12 protein-coding genes and 1 pseudogene are annotated in these 18226 nt (G+C 48.9%); 8 read left to right on the plus strand and 5 right to left on the minus strand.

Annotated features, from left to right (window positions below; all coding sequences use genetic code 11):
* A pseudogene (locus tag MAQ5080_RS17230) lies at positions 1 to 182 on the plus strand (IS3 family transposase); the annotation flags it as partial.
* An 86-nt stretch (positions 183 to 268) separates the two neighbouring features.
* Here the strand turns inward: MAQ5080_RS17230 and MAQ5080_RS08675 are convergent.
* From MAQ5080_RS08675 to MAQ5080_RS08685, 3 genes are all read right to left on the minus strand, one after another.
* Entirely contained in the window at positions 269 to 943 is a 675-nt protein-coding gene (locus MAQ5080_RS08675; protein ID WP_067205620.1) for a GntR family transcriptional regulator, read from the minus strand.
* Positions 944 to 1123: 180 nt separating this feature from the next.
* Positions 1124 to 3232: a TonB-dependent receptor family protein gene (locus MAQ5080_RS08680; RefSeq protein WP_067205627.1), complete on the minus strand. Its 2109-nt coding sequence runs from the start codon at positions 3230 to 3232 to the stop codon at positions 1124 to 1126.
* A gap of 41 nt (positions 3233 to 3273) precedes the next feature.
* Complete coding sequence (locus MAQ5080_RS08685; RefSeq protein WP_067205629.1) at positions 3274 to 5310, minus strand: TonB-dependent receptor; 2037 nt, start codon at positions 5308 to 5310, stop codon at positions 3274 to 3276.
* Positions 5311 to 5550: 240 nt separating this feature from the next.
* On the opposite strand from MAQ5080_RS08685, the gene MAQ5080_RS08690 reads away from it, so the two are divergent.
* The 5 genes from MAQ5080_RS08690 to MAQ5080_RS08710 are packed head-to-tail and all read left to right on the plus strand — an operon-like array spanning position 5551 to position 12788.
* Entirely contained in the window at positions 5551 to 6759 is a 1209-nt protein-coding gene (locus MAQ5080_RS08690; protein ID WP_067205630.1) for an ATP-grasp domain-containing protein, read from the plus strand.
* A complete protein-coding gene (locus MAQ5080_RS08695; RefSeq protein WP_067205633.1) occupies positions 6756 to 8576 on the plus strand; it encodes an IucA/IucC family protein in 1821 nt (606 codons plus the stop codon). Before MAQ5080_RS08690 ends, MAQ5080_RS08695 begins: the two co-directional genes overlap by 4 nt.
* Positions 8558 to 9757, plus strand: a complete 1200-nt coding sequence (locus MAQ5080_RS08700) for an MFS transporter (RefSeq protein ID WP_067205636.1) — start codon at positions 8558 to 8560, stop codon at positions 9755 to 9757. The genes MAQ5080_RS08695 and MAQ5080_RS08700 overlap by 19 nt, the downstream gene beginning before the upstream one ends.
* Position 9758: 1 nt before the next feature.
* Positions 9759 to 11573, plus strand: a complete 1815-nt coding sequence (locus MAQ5080_RS08705) for an IucA/IucC family protein (RefSeq protein WP_067205638.1) — start codon at positions 9759 to 9761, stop codon at positions 11571 to 11573.
* A gap of 9 nt (positions 11574 to 11582) precedes the next feature.
* Positions 11583 to 12788 (plus strand): type III PLP-dependent enzyme, encoded by a 1206-nt coding sequence (locus MAQ5080_RS08710; protein WP_067205641.1) that lies wholly within the window; start codon positions 11583 to 11585, stop codon positions 12786 to 12788.
* A gap of 85 nt (positions 12789 to 12873) precedes the next feature.
* On the opposite strand, the gene MAQ5080_RS08715 is transcribed toward MAQ5080_RS08710, so the two are convergent.
* Positions 12874 to 13776: a Fe(3+) dicitrate ABC transporter substrate-binding protein gene (locus MAQ5080_RS08715; protein ID WP_082860998.1), complete on the minus strand. Its 903-nt coding sequence runs from the start codon at positions 13774 to 13776 to the stop codon at positions 12874 to 12876.
* A 301-nt stretch (positions 13777 to 14077) separates the two neighbouring features.
* Here MAQ5080_RS08715 and MAQ5080_RS08720 point away from each other — a divergent pair, with 301 nt between their 5' ends.
* Both MAQ5080_RS08720 and gabT read left to right on the plus strand, forming a co-directional pair.
* Positions 14078 to 15544 carry an NAD-dependent succinate-semialdehyde dehydrogenase gene (locus tag MAQ5080_RS08720; protein ID WP_067205643.1) on the plus strand — a complete coding sequence of 489 codons (1467 nt, stop codon included), beginning with the start codon at positions 14078 to 14080 and terminating at the stop codon, positions 15542 to 15544.
* Positions 15545 to 15706: 162 nt separating this feature from the next.
* Entirely contained in the window at positions 15707 to 16984 is a 1278-nt protein-coding gene (gene gabT / locus MAQ5080_RS08725) for a 4-aminobutyrate--2-oxoglutarate transaminase (RefSeq protein ID WP_067205647.1), read from the plus strand.
* A gap of 137 nt (positions 16985 to 17121) precedes the next feature.
* Here gabT and MAQ5080_RS08730 read toward each other — a convergent pair whose 3' ends face one another.
* Positions 17122 to 18066, minus strand: a complete 945-nt coding sequence (locus MAQ5080_RS08730) for a LysR family transcriptional regulator (protein WP_067205652.1) — start codon at positions 18064 to 18066, stop codon at positions 17122 to 17124.
* Positions 18067 to 18226 lie beyond the last annotated feature (160 nt).

Genomic DNA, 18226 nt, shown 5'->3' on the forward strand with positions numbered 1-18226 from the left:
TCAGAAGCTTAAAGACGGAGTGGGTACCAGCAACTGGATACATGACTCAAAGTGAAGCAAGACGAGATCTCAGTTTTTATCTTATGAATTATTATAACTGGCGCAGGCCGCATCAATTTAATAACGGGATGCCACCTGCTCAGGCAGAGAATCAACCTAATTTACTGTCCGGAATTAGTTGACCACTACAAATGCCTAGGGACAAGACTACAAAACTAAGCTCCTCCCCATTCACTTTTGTAGATAGAAAAGGGGAGGCCGGGTGGGGTTAAGCTTGCTCGCGTCCTTTCTGGACCCATTCCAATACCTGATGTTTGGTATTGATCAAATGGGCACGAAGCATTTCCGTGGCACTGGCCACGTCGCGAGCTTTAGCATAGTCAAATAGGGCTTGGTGATCGTAACGCGCTTGATCACGTTGATTGGTAATGTCGATGTGCAGCCCGACATAGCGAGTCGCTTGCAATGTCACGCGCTCAAGTAAGTTTTCGGTGAGCTGACGACCCGCCGCACGATACAAGCATTGATGGTATTGAGTATTCATAGGTCCCCAGTCCGCAACCGCACCCGCTTCGTAAGACGCGTCCATTTGTTTTAACAAGTCTTCGCAGTCGGCGAAATCCTGCTCGGTCATTTTCGGAATGGCCCGTTGAAACAAGTCCACTTCTAATAGCGTACGCAGGTCGAAGATCTCGGCGATTTCATCCAAGGTGTGTTTGGTCACCGTAGCGCCACGATTGTTTTGAAACACCACTAGACCTTCGGCATCTAAGCGTTTCAGTGCTTCACGCACCGGCATACGTGAAACATCGTATTCTTCCGCCAACATTTCTTGGCGGATCAACGCGCCTTCTTCTAAATCCCCAGAAAGAATACGCTGACGTAGGTCGGCCACGATCACATCAGGCAGGCTTTGACGTACCACAGATCTTTTCTTTATCACCCAGAGTCCCCTAGTCTGATGGGTTGGTTGCTCAGTCGTTACTCGCGAGCAAATAGAACAACCAACACGGATAGTATTCGCACATTATACCGAAAACCTATGGAAAAAAATCCACATAAGAAAAAGCCCCGCTTGCGTTGGCGACACAAGCAGGGCTTTTAGGGGACGGCAGACGGGGTCTTAGAAAGTTAAGTTCGCCGTCACATTGTAGGAACGACCTAGGCCTGGGTAACGGCCGACAGGGCTGGTATCCACACCGCGGAAGTAGTATTCCTCATCTAATAGGTTGTTAACCGAGAAGTCGACGCTAAGCGTCGTATTGTTCTGTTGGTACAACTCTTTGCTAACGTTGAAGTTCCAAACCATGTAAGACGGAATTTTACCGGTTGCTCCCGTTGCATCTTCTTCCACTGTGTTCGCATTATCCGAGTAGGCATCGCTGTAGTAGAAACCAGATAGGGTCGATAGGTAACCAGAGAAGTCGTATGTCGCATCCCAAGAGACTTGATGCTTAGACGCATAAGGCAGCTCATTGCCTTTATTCGGACCCTCTGCTTCAGACGTCGCATCGAGGTAGGTATACGCTAAACCAAGACTTAAACCCGGTACGTTTTGCGTGGCATAGCGCCCCGATAGCTCAATCCCTTGGTGGCGAGTTTCGCCAATATTAGCAAAGGTTTGCGTCGCGCTTTGCCATTGTAGCTGATCTTTGTAGTCGACTTGGAATAGGGCTGCGTTGAAGCTACTTTGTCCTTTAGTAAAGCGCGCGCCTAACTCGTAGTTCCAAGACACTTCGCCTTCTTCATCGCCCGCACCGCGTACTTGTGCAATCTGTGGTGCACGCAACGATTTCTGAGCGTTAGCGTATGCCACCCATTCATCTGTCACGTTGTAAGCAGCGGTGATCCCCGGCAGTACTTCATTGATCTGGTTCGAATCGGTCGCACCTGAGTTACGATCTTCAAAGTTCATATGAATCGACTCAAAACGCACGCCCGGCGTTACTTTCAAACGCCCATTCATGAAACCTAGCTCATCGCTCACATACGCCGCCACGGCATCGGTTTTCAGCCCCCAATCTCGTGGTACAGTAACCGCTCCTGTGTTGATATTCGTCTGGCGTAAACGATAGTCCACGTCTTCGTAGACATAGCGCATACCAAGAATCAGGTTTTGCGTTAGCGTATCTTGCGAGCCAAACGACATGGACAGCTTAGGCTCTACCCCATACACGTTAAACTCTCGTGGTGAGTTACGAATATCGGTGGAAGGCTGCGCCGGATCCGCCCAGTGACCACCTGCGGTATTGAAGCCCCAAACAAAGTTACGGGTATCGTGGTGACCAAAGGTAAGCACCTCCAGCTGTGCGCTGTTGCCCCAATCCAAGTCTTGCAGATACTTCACATGCCAGCGCGTTGCCGTGGCTTCATAATCGTCATTAAGACGTTGAGATTGTTGGCGGTCCGCCTCATAAGCAGTGGGGGACAGGGCGCCTGGCATTTCCATGTCAGAGTTATAACGTTGAATAAACGCCTGCAGCTCTTGGCTATCAGAAATCAGCCAATCCGCTTTGATATCAAAGTTGGTCACATCCGTATCAGAGTGCTCACGGTAACTGTCACCATTTAACGTATTTGCTGAGAACTGAATCCCAAAATCATCGGATAACCAGCCACCAGAGCGCAGATACAGGTTATTCATCAGATTATCGGAGTCTTCGTAAGCGCTAATACGATTACTGATTTGCGTTTCCCATTGGTTTGGAATCGGCTTGGTAACGAGGTTAATCACACCACCTACATTGTTGGGCCCATATTGTACGGCCGCACCACCGCGCACTACGTCAATACGATCTAATGTATTAAACGTAGCTGGGAACACAGACTGCCCCGTATGACCGTAAGGCGCCAATGTCAGTGGCACACCGTCCATTAAGAACTGTGCTCGTTCACTACGGCTACCGCTCAGACCACGTACCGACACATTCGGCAATACGCCCGTACCAGTCTCGTCTTGTACTTTGACGCCCGGAACGTGTTGCAATGCACCGTCAATCGACGTGGCGGCGGTTTTCTTTAATTGCTCTTGGCTCAGAACGGTACGGTTGCCAGGGTACTTGGCAACGTCCTTTTCTTCCGACGTACCAATCACACTGGATTGTACCGATAGGGTATTCAGTTCTACTGCTTCACTGGCAGCATGCGCTGATACGCCATAGGCCATGGCGTACGCTAACACCGAAAAACGTAGTGCCGCTGCAAGCTGCGGCAATTTGTCATTACTAGACATGATGGAAACCTATACTTTTGTTAAGAAGGGCTGAACAGACATTAAAGCTCGTAGTGATAGCTCACCATGAACTCTGCGGGTGCGCCGTAACCGATTGAATTCACACCCGATGTTCCATTGGTAGAACCTAGGTAATACTCTTCATCGAATAGGTTATAGGCATTCAGTTGGATACGATGTTTGCCAACATGGTAAGACGCCATGGCATCTACTAGGGTGTAATCCCCTAGAGCAACGGCTTCGTTGTTGCCAGCGAAACGATCACCCACATACTTGATGCTGGCACCAAAACGCCAAGCGTCGTCCAGCTGATAAGTGGCCCCTAATGCCGCCAAATGGTCGGATACGTCGTTTGGTTTCTTGCCGGTATCACGGTCTTCTGCATCCATATAGGTGTAGCTTGCGGTGGCACTCAATTGCTCGGTAATCTGACCGCGCATTTCCAGCTCAATACCTTGGTGGCGAGCACGGCTTTTATCGACGATAAAGCCATCTGCGTCGGTTTGCGGTTGTTCTTGCTCGATTTGGAACACTGCGGCGTTAAGCATCAAAGCGTCATCAAGCAGATAGGCTTTGGCGCCGATCTCCATCAACTCAGTCGAGAAAAACTCCGCCAGTGTTGGGCTGACAAAACTGCCGCCATAAGGCAGCTGCCAAGATTTAGCCAAGGTCGTGTAAGCGGACATATCATCGGTCAGGCGATACACCGCCCCCAAACGATAGCTGGTTTTATTGTCATCATTGCTGCTGTTCACGCCAGCCGCTGTGGTTTGATCCAACTCCATACGGTCTTGGCGTACATTTCCTGTGAACGACCAATCTCCCACCGTAATCATATCCTGTAGGTATAGGCCTAACGTTTTCGTGGTGTTTTCGCGGAAGGCAGGGAAGCCAGGATTAGGCGCGCTGGTCGCAATAGGGCTGTAGATATCTTTCGTCGGCAAGTTCGTGCGCGCCAGATTTAAGTCGATATCAATCTGGTTGTAATCGGCACCAAACAGCAATTGATGGTTATCCAATTGCCACTCCAGCTCCGATTGCAGCGTTTGGGTCGTGCGCGGATCGTAACCAAAGGTATTCACTGTTTGCGCCACTTCACCTGTATCTGAAACAGGCGTCGTTGCTTGTCTTGTACCTCGTTGTTCCAGCGTCACTCGGTTGTAAACCGCACGGTTATGCCAAGTAACATCCGGCGTCAGCGCCAATTCATCTTCGATGGCAATACGCATGCTATCAGACTCTTGATAGTCATTTAGGCTACCAAAGTAAGTGCTTCTGGACACATCCACCGGCTTACCATCGTTAGAAGGAATACCACGGTAGGGCACTAACTCCTGATGCATAAACTCCAAATCAAGGTTGACCACGTGGCCTTCAGAGGGATTAAATTGCAGTGTTGGCGCGATGAAGTAATCTTCAGAATCCACATGGTCGACAAAGGAATCGGACTGACGAATTTCCGCATTGATACGCCCATTGATGGTATCGCTGAGCTTGCCAGAACTGTCGATGGAGCCCGTCATTTGATTGTGACTGCCGTAGCTGGTGCCTAAGCGAGTAAACTCATCACCATTGGCACGTTTGGTCACCAAATTAATAATGCCACCGGCAGAGCCACGCCCATATAAGGCGCCAGCTGGGCCTTTTACGACCTCAACCTGCTCAACATTGGCCAAACTGCGGTAGGACTGCAAATTACCATCGTCGCGTAGGCCATCACGGTAAACATCGCGAATGGCATCAAAACCACGAATCACAAACTGATCACGGCTGCCTTCACCTAAGGTATTGTTTACCCCTGCGACGCCGTCCAAGGCATCCACCAAACGCACCGCACCACGATCCTGCATCTCGGTATCCGTCACCACAGATACCGACTGAGGCACATCAAGCCACTCTGCATCCGTCTTACTGCCCGATGTAGGCAGTTCCTGAGCATAACCTTTGTAGCCCTGCACCATGATCGGAATCAACATGCTTTGGCTATCTGATGTAGAGGTTTCCTGTGCACACAGCGCAGCCGATGACATAGCAATTGCTGCCGCCACAGGCGTAGCTAAGAAAGTTTTGATTCCCATTTTTTTATTTTCCGCGAACTTTAAAGAAACAATACCGCTTCACATCGAAGTCAGTTTCGACCCATCTTTAATTAATGTGAACACATATCATTACAATTCGCAAATAGAAATAAATTTCATTATCGAGTTTGTTTACATAACTTTACTTTGGTGATAGAAATGAGAATCATTGATATCTAGAAATAACACATGACCTCTTTATGCCTTAAAGGGGACCTTTTCTAACACAAGGATTCACCAATGAGCTGCGCCATTATCATCACACACGTCGTCAACGACGCCGTTATACAAGGTTTCACTCCCGCCGCCCAAGCCATCAGCGATATGACGGTGGTGATTACTGATCGCAAACTCGAGCATCTTGAAGAAGCTTCTCGCTCGGACTGCTTCGCACCAGATTTAATTTTAGAGTGCGACGTGTTTAACCCCTTGGACATCATCGATGTCATTGTTAATCAGGGCTTAAATCCCAGTATCGTCTTTTCGAACAGCGATCATCTGCAAACCTCATGCGCCCTTGTGGCAGAGTTTTTTAAACTGCCAGCAAAACCTTGGCAGACCTGCCTTACCGCCAAAAACAAACATCTCACGCGTCAATCTTTGCAAGAGTTGGGCTTACCGTCAGTGCCTTCATGGCTGATAGTAGCTCCCAGCGAATTACCGCAGGACATTGTCTTTCCAGTGGTAGCCAAACCCAAAGAGGGCGTCGCGAGTATGGATGTTGCACGCTGCGATACGGCACAACAGCTAGAAGAGTATTGCCAAGCGTTTTGGCAAAAACACCAGCATGGCGCGATTTTATTAGAACGCTTTATCGAAGGACCACTGATTACCCTTGAAACCCTTGGCGACGGTCAGGAGTTAGTTGCCATTGGTGGCTTTGATGTATCGTTGAGTGAGCCACCATATTTCATTGAAGCCAGTGCTCTTTGGAATGGCCCCATCACACGCCAGTACCGTGAAGAATGTTTGGCTCAATTAAAAGCTTTTGGCGTTGGTTTCGGTGTGTGCCACAGTGAGTTCATTATCAGTGAGTCAGGCCCCATCTTGGTAGAAGTGAACTATCGCAGTATTGGCGATGGGCGCGAATTTTTATTAGACAATCTGTCCAGTTATGGCTGGTTCCACAGCATTTTACGCCTACACCAAGGCCACGAATTGCCTGGCTCGCCTACTATTCAAGGCTCAGCTCTGATTCACTACATCGTCGCCGAGCAGGATGGCATGGTATCGCAACAACATGCGCCGTTTATCCAACAACAAGACGATGTACGCATTCAGTACCAGGTATTGAAGCATGAAGGCGAATCGTTCACCCGCAGCTTCTCTAACAAAGATTATTTAGCGCGTCTCGTACTCACTAGCCCAGTGATTAAGGATCTTAACGAAGCACTGCAGGAAGCGCTGAGCGCGATTAATGTCACACTGGTAGAGGAGGCCGTAGCATGAGCACGCATAATCCATACCTCACTCAACGCCTGATCGACACATGCCTAAGGGAAGATGTGTTCCAGATTGTTTCCCTTGGCCGTCAACCGTCTTTATTGCCGGAAGCTTTGCAAGCCTTCCACCCATTTTCATCAGATTGCTCAGTATGGTTAGAAATGGGTACAGAAGGGCAACGTGTTTATCTTCCTGTGGTAGCCACCCATTACATGCAAGACTGGTGTTACCAAGGGTCAGGTTGGTTGCTGGTGAAAGATGCTAGTGTGATCTATCAAACCCGCTACCAAGACTGGATGGCATGCCTGCAACACGCTCAAGATGAAGAGTCACAAACTTTATCGGAGCAATATTTAGAAGAACTTGAATGCGCCGAGCAACACTTAGAACTCTGCCAGCAGGCATTCGCTCAGCAAAAAGAACGCATCACCCGACCCATTAAAACGCTTGCTAACTGGGCCGAACGCGCTCTACAAGCTGATCAGATTGCGTCTTACCTCGATCACCCTTATTACCCAAGCGCACGGGCTAAATTCGGTTTCCAAGCACAAGATATGCAAACGTATGCACCAGAGTTTGCCCCAAGCTTTCATCTTAACTGGCTTGCTATTGAACGATCGTTAGTCTCTCGCACATCGGCTGCGCCTAGCTGCTGGCCAAGCTTTGAAGAGGTGGGCTTAGCGGATCATCTATCCAATACGCATGTGTTGTTTCCTTGTCATCCCATGACGTTTACAGCCCTGAATGAGCTGCCACAAGGTGTAGTGAAAGCCCCTTTAAGCTACTTAGAGGTTAGCCCCACACTGTCTGTACGCACGGTTTCCGTTAATCAAGCACCAGAGATTCATATCAAAGTACCACTGATGATGCGTACCCTAGGCAGTAAAAATATCCGCCTAATTAAGCCTTCTACCATTTATGACGGTCACTGGTTTGAGCAGTTGCTGACGCAGTTACACGATGATGACTCGGACTTACAAGGCTTGTATCGCCACTGTAATGAACAGCATGGCGCCCACCTAGGGGACAACGCATTGTTTACTTACATTGTGCGCCAATACCCAAGTGAGTCTCTACAACAGACGACGCTGGTACCTGTGGCTGCGTTAGCGTCTCCTATGCCAGATCAAAGGCTATTTTTAGAACATCTTGCGGATCAATTTTATCAAGGCGATGCGCTGGCTTGGTTTAGTGAATACGTGAACTTGTTGAACCGCATTCATCTAACGTTGTGGCTGAAATATGGCATTGCTCTCGAAAGCAATCAGCAAAATGCCGTCGTCGCCTTCAATGCCAAGGGGCCATTGACCATGTTGATGAAAGACAACGATGCCGCACGAATCTGGCCGGAGCGTTTTCTTAACAGCGGGGCACAACTGCCACAAAGCTTTGAACAGGTGCTTGATCGACGCATTCTGGTTGAGGATGAGCTGGCTCTTGGGCAAATGTACACCACCATTACCTTGCAGCTTGATATCGCTGCGATCATTGAAGCGATGGCGGCGGCTCAGCTTGCCTCTTGCGCGTCTTTGTATGCCCAAGTGAGCCAATCTATTCGTGATGTGCTATCGGATTTATCAGCGCAAGGCTGCGACACAAGGCTGGCGGAGCAGTTGTTATTCGAAGAATCGCATCTGTACACCAAGTCGTTGCTGAGTTCAGGCAGTTTGTTGTCAAAACAAGCCTCCGGTGCGGCGGATATTAATAAGTTCTATGGCCGCAGTGCGCCTAACTTTCTGCGTGAAGATGCGTTTCCATTGGCGTCGATACAGCCTTCTACATCCTCTTCTGTTGTTGAGCAAGCATGTCCACCAATCGACTGATTTACAGTGTCTTGCTATGCCACTTCGTCGCCGCGATGGCGGCGCTTGGCATGCCACTGTTTTTACCTTATGTGCTGCCACAGCTTGAGGCAGAAGTGTCGTTAGAGTGGGCAGGAATACTGTTCGTTTTGCCGACCTTGTGTACGGCACTGGCGGCACGCTTTTGGGGACGCTTTGCTGATCGTTTTGGGCGGCGCTTATCGCTGCTCAGAGCACAGCTTGGTCTAGCGCTTGGCTTTTGGCTCTGTGGCAGTGCCACTAGCCTTGAAACCCTGATGCTTGGGTTAATCATACAAGGTACGTTTGGCGGTGCCATGGCCGCGTCGAATAGCTACTTAGCCAGCCAAATCGACAGCGCACCTTTATTGAGTAAAACACTGAATAAGACCCAGCTTTCGGCACGTTTAGCGTTAGTGGTCGCACCAATCAGCTTAAGTATGATCTTGATTTATCAATCGGCTTTAGAGGCTTATCTATATCTGGCGCTGTTGCCTTGTCTAGCCTTTACATTGACTTTGAGCCTCCCTAAAGATCAGCCTAGTCTCAGCCCTAAGCACGCACCCAAAATCAAGCTGACCAGTCAAACCCCACCTAAGGCAAAACTGTTTTTTATCCAGTTTTTATTTGCCTTTTCCATGGTGCTGACTTTCCCGTATTTTGCCGTGTTTAGCCAAATGAGGGGCTTGCAAGACACCTTCTGGATCAGCGTGTTGTATGCCTTACCTCATTTAATGTACTTACTGCTGGCAGGCTATGCTCACCGTGTCATTTGGTCTTACCAAAAGACGCTGTTACTTGGGCTTAGCGGCCTTGCTATAACCTACTTTATGCATCTGATTCCCAGTCTTTCCATACTGGTATTGGCGCGCATAACCTTTGGTATCTCGATGGTGCTGTGTTTCCACGGTTTACATATTGGTCTGTCGCACAATCTAGACCGCCAGCACAGCGGCCGTATCTTCGCCACATTTGATGCCATGTCTAAATGGGGTGGAGTGGTCGCGGGCAGCATCGCGGCCTTGTTTGCTCACTATGAGCTCATACCACCACTCTTTCTCGTTGCAGGATGTAGCGTTCTGCTTGCAGGCCTCAGCTTATTTATTACAGCACCTCATACCGTTTGCACTGAGCAACCAGCACGTTTAAACCGTCTGCGCTGCACCATAAAAGGATTAAAATAATATGAATGCTATCCCTCTACATACCGCGCTCAACCAAGAGCGGGTGCAACAACAAGCCATTACTTGTTTACTTAACTGTTACTTACGTGAATACGCATTGCCACACCAGCATGTTGAATGGCCTGCTCAAGATCACAGTTTGCCTCTTGCGTTACGTCATCATCCTACCCCTTGTTTGTTGATCCGTTTTCCCCATTCAGAAGGGGTATTAGCTGATGGCAAACTAGCTATCCAAGTCCGCTATTTCAGCGCCTTAGGTAAAGCTCAATTTGTTGGCCGTCCATGGCTAAATGTGATGGGGCGCGGTTGGACAACGATAGATGCCGAGCAAACCCTACAATGGTTACTGGCGTTTTTAAGTCAGCAACTTAGTATTTCCTTCAATCATGAATTGATGGCACAACTGCGTAACAGCCTAAATGTTACGGAATACTTTATTGCCGCAGAGCATAAAGCGGAAACAGATCGCGCAAGCCGTAATGCGTTTATCGACTCTGAGCAATCCCTGCTCTGGGGCCATGCGTTTCACCCAACTCCTAAAAGCCGAACTGGGATTTCGCTGGAGGAACTGTATGCTTGCTCTCCTGAGGTCGGTTCTGAAGTCCGCTTATATTGGTTTTATATTGATAAAGCTTTGCTCAAAATTCAGGGGCCAAAAGACTCAGACCCAGCACCATTACGGGCATTAGAGTATTTACAACCACGCCCTCATGACACCAATCAGCCGGCCTCTGATGATTACATTTTGTACCCTTGTCATCCATGGGAGGTGCAATCTGTACTCAATAATCCATTAGTGGAAAAAGCCATTGAGCAAGGACTGATTAAGCCTCATGGTCAAGGCGGCGTTGCGCTACATCCAACGTCTTCCGTTAGAACCCTGTATCATCCAGAGCTGGAATGGTTTCCAAAGTTCTCCATCAATGTTCGTCTGACGAACTGTATTCGCAAAAACGCGTGGTATGAGCTAGAAAGTGCAGTACAACTGACTCAATTGCTCAAACCGATTCGCGAGAAAGAGCAATTAGCGAATCCGCTGTTTCAAATAATGATCGAGCCTTACGCGACAACGGTAGATCTGTCGGCTATCGCTGCCACTGAACTGGACGCAGCGGTCTTGGCACAAGAGTCGTTTGGTATCTTATATCGTGAAAACTTTAGCCTTCCCGAAACAGACTACTTGCGCCCGACATTAGCGGCCGCGTTGTTTGCCCATGACAGGTCCGGTAACAGCCTGATTGCTAAACACATTAGTGACACGGCCAGCCAGCGTAATACCTCATATCAAAGTACTGCCAAGCTATGGTTCGCCCAATATATAAAATGCCTGTTACCGGGTGTTTTTAATTACTTCTTCAAGCATGGGGTAGCATTTGAACCACACTTGCAAAACACCTTAATTGGCTTTGACGAAGGCTTCCCATGCAGCGTCTATATCCGCGATTTGGAAGGCACTAAACTGCTGCCAGAGCACTGGAGTCTAGCAAGCTTATCTTCGCTGTCAGAAAGAGCTCAGCAATCGGTTTACTATGCCAGAGAGCAAGGCTGGAATCGAATTGCATACTGCTCATTTATTAACAATATTAGTGAAGCGATTTTCCATATTGCCAATGGCAGTTTGACGTTAGAACTAAGTCTGTGGCGCATCGTTCGCACGCAAATAGAAGACTGGCAAGCAATCAATGGCGCCCAACCGGAGCTGGTAACGCTACTCGCAGGCGGTCATATTCCAAGCAAGAACAACTTCACTACCCGCTTGATGCAGCAATCGGATAAAGAGTCCGGCTACACCCATATTCCATCCCCTTGGCACTAGGATTCCCTTATGACGACGAATTCATTACCTCATCACATAGCAGACGCCATCAATCAACTCGGACAAGATAGATCCGATGGTCCCTTGTGTTGCTATCTTTTTGACCTAGAGGCGTTGCGCAATCGTATCCGTCAAATGAGCGAAGCTTTACCCAGTAATGTAGCGCTATTTTATGCGGCAAAAGCGAACCCTATGCCAGAGATTCTCGCCACACTAGCCCCCTATGTAGCGGGCTTTGAAGCGGCTTCAGGGGGAGAACTGGCCCATTTAGCGCAGCAAGATCATCATAAACCATTGATCTTCGGAGGGCCGGGGAAACTAGAAAGTGAGCTAAAAACCGCCTTAGAACTGGGCATAGATGCCATTCATGTGGAAAGCCTCACAGAGCTAAAACACTTGATTCGCTTAGCCAAAGCACTTGATTGCCAAGCACCGATCTTTTTACGCATGAACATAGACATTGGCAGCATCACGCTAAGTAAGCTTGCCATGGGGGGACGCCCCACACCGTTTGGCTTGGATAGTGACGAGTTAGAACACGCCATTGCGTTAATCCAACAAAACCCTTGTCTACAGCTAAAGGGCTTTCACTTCCATTTGATGTCTCACCAGCTCGAAGTAGATAAGCATCTAGCCTTAATGAAATGCTATTTTGATGCCGTAAAAGCTTGGCAAGCTCAGTATCAACTTCCTCCGCTGGCCATAAACCTAGGTGGCGGAATGGGCATCAACTATACGCAACCGGATCAACACTTTGATTGGCTAAATTTCTGTGAGCGCCTAACACAGCTTATCCAGCAAGAGGGTATGGCTGACACACCATTGCGCTTTGAATGTGGCCGCTTCATTAGCGCGCCATGTGGTTACTACGTTACAGAAATCATTGATTTAAAAAGAAACCTAGGCGAATACTTTGCTGTTTGTCGTGGTGGCACACACCACTTTAGAACGCCAGCCGCACAATCCCATAACCATCCATTTGTTATCATCGATGGTAACATTCAGGATTTTTCTGAAGAAAAGATAACAGATGAATTGGTCACACTTGTGGGTCAGCTGTGCACACCGAAAGATGTCTTTAGCCGCGCGCAATCGATTGCTGAGCTTAAGATAGGCGACTACGTGGTCTTTACCCTCGCAGGAGCCTACTCCTGGAATATCTCCCATCAGAATTTCTTAATGCATCCAGCGCCAAAGTTTCACTACCTAAACTGAGCAAGTTAAGCCACACGATAGCTTAGCTTGCCGTGACGAGCGCCTTTGGAATACCCCCTAAAGACGCTCGTATTTTTCATACAACCTATTGCTGCAAAATACGTTCTAAATCGGCCGCAATGCCTTCCGCAGCCAGAATGCCGCGATTTAATGACCACAATGCTGGCGAGACTGGCACAACCTGTTGCTGTTGCACGGCGCTTAAGACTGAAAATAAAGGTGTTTCACGCCAGTCATCAAGTGCCGTATGCTCACCATAAGCACCAATCAGTAGCCAATCTGGATTCAAACTGAGCAACATTTCTAAACTTGTTTGTACGTAGGGAGCGTCTGGGGAGGCCGCCATTGAGCTAGGAAAACCCAATGTGTCTAAGACACCTGCGGCATAGGAGGTCGGTCCGTGCAGCCAGACGCCGCGGGCGCTCGCGATGGCAAATTGAATGGTGGCTTGATTAGCGTAGGGGGCGAGCTTTTCACGATATTGCGTCATGGTGCGCTTATGCTCTGCTAATCGCTGCGCCATCAGTGGCTCTCGACCGACCGCTTGAGCGATCTGCTGGGCCGTTACTAGATTCTCTTGATAAGTTTCCCCACGACTTTTCAACAGCAGCGTCGGCGCTATCTTGGCAAGGCCATCATAGGCGGCCCTGTGGCGTTCGGAATCGGCAATAATTAGATCTGGCTTAAGTGCTGCAATCTGTTCCAAATTAGGCTGGGCTCTAAGACCCAACGACACCCAAGGAGCAATACGCGCCTTCACCTCAGGCAACAATATGTTTGGATTGTTGTCATCCGCAATGCCAATAGGAGAAATTCCTAACACGGCAAGACTGTCCACAAACGATAGCTCTAGCGCCACAATACGTTTGGCTTGCTCTGCTAATTCCAACGCATGCTGTTGAACGGAAGTTTGGTTTTGAGCACATGCCATCGGCACCCATAAAGCGAAACCTAGCGCTAAACAACGCAACACCAAGCGAGAAATCATAAAAAGTCCTTACGTAAAAGAGTCGATATAAATGACACTTATTTTCATTTATATTAATTGCTATCACTCATTCCTACCACTCACTTTAAAATTATCGACCTGAAGTCTAACGCTGCTGAAAAACTGCGTTCAGCAGGGTCTATATTTGTATGCACGCAGTAGGGATTTCTAATGTTTGAGTCACATCAAACAAAGCATTGATAGCTTCACATTTTTTCCTGTGTATCGATCTCCTACTATCCAACCATTACGAACAAAAAGTGTTCGAACATACATATCTCATTATGAGTCTGGAGTTATTATGCAAGTAACATTAGCTCAACCAAACCTACTGAAAAACCAATCTTATGTGAACGGTGAGTGGGTCGCGGCTGATTCTGGTAAAACTTTCGCGGTGATCAACCCGGCAACGGGCGAACACATTGTTGACGTAGCTGACGTAGCAGCGGACGAAACAACACGCGCTGTGGAAGCAGCTAATGCGGCACAAAAAGCATGGCAAGGTAAAACGGCGAAAGAGCGTGCCACGCTGCTACGCAAGTGGAACCAGCTGATTCTTGATAACCAAGAAGATCTCGCCAAGCTAATGACTCTAGAACAAGGTAAACCGTTCGCAGAAGCGAAAGGCGAAGTGCTATACGGCGCGTCTTTCATTGACTGGTTTGCTGACGAAGCACGTCGTTTGTACGGAGATGTGATTCCATCTTTCGCCAACGACAAGCGTGTCCTAACAATCAAGCAAGGCGTGGGCGTTGTGGCAGCGATCACCCCTTGGAACTTCCCAATTGCCATGATTACGCGTAAAGCCGGTCCTGCACTAGCAGCGGGCTGTACGATCGTAATCAAACCATCTGAAGAAACACCTCTTTGTGCTCTTGCGCTTGCCGAGTTGGCGCATCAAGCGGGCATCCCAGCAGGTGTTTTGAACGTGGTAGTGGGTACAGATGCTAAGTCAATTGGCGGTGTACTAACTGGCAACCCTATTGTGCGTAAATTGAGCTTCACTGGTTCTACGCCAGTTGGCAAATTGTTGCTATCTCAATGTGCGCAAACGGTAAAACGCACCTCCATGGAGCTAGGCGGCAACGCACCTTTCATCGTATTCGACGACGCAGATCTCGATGCGGCAGTAGAAGGCGCGATTGCTTCCAAATATCGCAACGCAGGCCAAACCTGTGTTTGTGCCAACCGTATCCTTGTTCAAGACGGCGTGTACGATGCTTTTGCTGAGAAATTGGCAAAGCGCGTGGCTGAATTCAAGACTGGTAACGGTTTCACTGAAGGCGTAAACATCGGTCCTTTGATCAACAAAGCAGCGGTAAACAAGGTTGAAGAGCTTGTCAACGACGCAGTGAGCAAAGGTGCGCAAGCATTAGTCGGCGGTACGAAAGCAGAGCAAGCGGGCGAGCAATTCTTTGAGCCAACCATCCTTACGGGTGTAACACCTGACATGACCATCTTCTCTAGCGAGATCTTTGGTCCTGTGGCTCCGTTGTTCCGCTTTAGCACAGAAGAAGAAGCAGTAGCGATGGCAAACAATACCCCATTTGGTTTGGCATCTTACTTCTATTCCCAAAATATCGGCCGTATCTGGCGTGTTTCTGAAGGTTTGGAATACGGCATGGTCGGTGTTAACGAAGGCATTATTTCCAGCGAAGTGGCACCGTTTGGTGGTGTGAAAGAGTCTGGCAGTGGCCGTGAAGGTTCCAAGTACGGTATCGACGAGTACGTGGAAGTGAAATATCTATGCATGGGCGGCATTAACTAAGCCGCCCAATTGCCCGCCAGTGTCATACAAAGCAGTGCTTTGGTAGCTGTGCGATAGCAAGCATAGCCCATGGAGGGGCGGTGCTGCTATCACACAGTCTGCCGAGAGGACTGATCGCTTGACGTGACATTGCTCGCACCTAATTAAGAGAGAACAAGACAGATGAACAACGCTAGCTTACAAGAACGCAAAGTAAACGCCATTGCACGCGGCCAAGGCAACATGGCCCCAGTCTACGTAGACCGTGCTCAAAACGCTGAAATCTGGGACGTTGAAGGCAACCGTCACATCGACTTCGGTGCCGGTATCGCGGTAGTCAACACGGGTCACAACCACCCGAAAGTAAAAGCCGCTGTGCAAGCGCAACTTGAGCGTTTCACACACACTTGTGTGATGGTTAGCCCATACGAGTCTGCGGTTGCGCTGGCAGAAAAACTAAACGCTGCCGCGCCAGGTAACACGCCGAAAAAATCTATCTTCGTTACTACTGGTGCAGAAGCGGTTGAGAACTGTGTGAAAATCGCACGTGCTTACACCGGTCGTCCAGGTATCATCGCATTCAACGGTGGCTTCCACGGTCGTACCAACATGACCATGGGCCTAACGGGCAAAGTAAACCCTTACAAAATTGGTTTCGGTCCTTTCCCAAGTGATATCTTCCACGTGCCATACCCAAATGAATACCTAGGCATCACTGAAGAGCAAGCACTTGCTGACCTGCAAATGCGCTTCACTTGTGACATCGAGCCTTCTCGTGTGGCTGCGATCATCATCGAGCCGGTACAAGGTGAAGGTGGTTTCTACATCGCTTCTGCAAGCTTCATGCAGAAACTTCGCGCGCTATGTGACGAGCACGGCATCCTGTTGATCGCGGACGAAATCCAAGCGGGCTTCGCTCGTACAGGTACGATGTTCTGCCACGAGCAAGCCGGTATCGAAGCGGATCTTATGACAGCAGCGAAAGGTATCGCAGGGGGGTTCCCAATCGCTGCAGTAGTCGGTAAAGCAGACATCATGGACGCACCCATCCCTGGTGGTCTAGGCGGTACGTACGGTGGTTCTCCAGTGGGTTGTGCAGCAGGTCTTGCAGTATTCGACGTGATCGAAGAAGAAGGTCTATGTGAGCGTGCTAACCAAGTGGGCGCGCGTTTCGTTGAGCACCTAAAAGGTCTACAAGCGGACTACCCACAAATCATTGGCGACATCCGTAACGCGGGCGCCATGATCGCGGTTGAATTCGTACACGACGGTGACGTAAGCAAGCCATACCCAGAACTAGCGAAAAACCTATCGGCAAAAGCCGCAGAAAACGGTCTAGTGCTACTTTCTTGTGGTATCCGCGGCAACGTTATCCGCTTCCTACCAGCATTGACAATTGAAATGGAAATCATCGATGAAGGTATGGAAATCTTCAAGCGCATCTTCAAAGAGCTTGTGTAAGATTTCAGTTTTAACGGACGAGTCCACCTAGACTTCCGTTCACAAGGCATCGCCCCTAGGTAGTTTGTCTTGAACTTTAGGCCCCCATTTTCGCGGATGGGGGCTTTTTTTATGGTGACAGAAAAGATGATTGGGGATTAGTAGGGTGCAGATTCCGACTTATCTTGCGCCAGATGTTCGCGCAGCACTTGCAGGAACAGCTCACGGGGCTTGTTTGGCTGAGCGGTTTTCTTATAAATCACTGCCATACCAAGGGTGTAGTGTCGATACTGGGTCGCCACCGCCACAATCTCACCGCGCTCAACGTAGTCTTTGGCATAGGCTTCTGGCAAAAAGCCGATGTAACGCCCAGATAGAATCAACGCCAAACGTGTATCGTAAAAGTACGAGATCGCCGATAGATTCATATTGGAAATTTGCTCACTGACGCCCTCGTGGGGTTTTAAACCAGCATGGGTTGCAGGGAAGGTGTCCACTTGTGCCACCTGATCCGCTTCCGACAGGCTCGCCAGCGGGTGAGTCTTCGCCACATAAACATGGCAAGCATCACTGTATAAATGAATATACTCCAAGCCATCCAGCTTACGGTGATAGGGAATAAAGCCCACATCCGCTTCATCATTAAGAATGGTGCGCTCAATTTGCGCCATGGAGGAGATGCTGGTATTCAGGGTCACCTCTGGAGCAAGGTCGGTAAAATCGCCAATCAGTTCTGGCATGCGACAACGTGGATCTAGGCTTACCGAATCAGACAGGGCGATGCGTAAACGACCCGTTAAGCTGGCATTGAGGTTGTTCACCGTAATGCGGAAGGCATCTAGGGACTCCAGCAAGGTTTCCGTCATTTGATAAATGATTTCGCCTTCTTGGGTCAGCGAGAAGCCGCCACGGCCACGCTTACAGAGGGTTAAGTTAAGGCGCGATTCGAGATTGGAAATGTGTAAGCTAATGGTCGAACGGCCAATGTTCAACATGGTTTCCGCCGCTGAGAAGCCGCCACAATCGACCACGGTTTTAAACACTTTTAATTGCTTGATCTCGTAGTCGCCTACTTGTCCCAGCGAATAATTGTTCGCACTCATCACACCCCCTAACGGCTTAGCTTACGCGTTATCTCACTTCAGTATATCCGATCTATCGCACTAGCCACATGACTAACTGCTTGTCCTGTACAGCCTTATTTATTGTGCCCAAGGACTAAGTTTGGTCAATGCCTAACTTTAGGTTTAGACGTTAACGTTT

This window comes from Marinomonas aquimarina (assembly GCF_900089755.1).
Lineage (GTDB): Bacteria > Pseudomonadota > Gammaproteobacteria > Pseudomonadales > Marinomonadaceae > Marinomonas > Marinomonas aquimarina.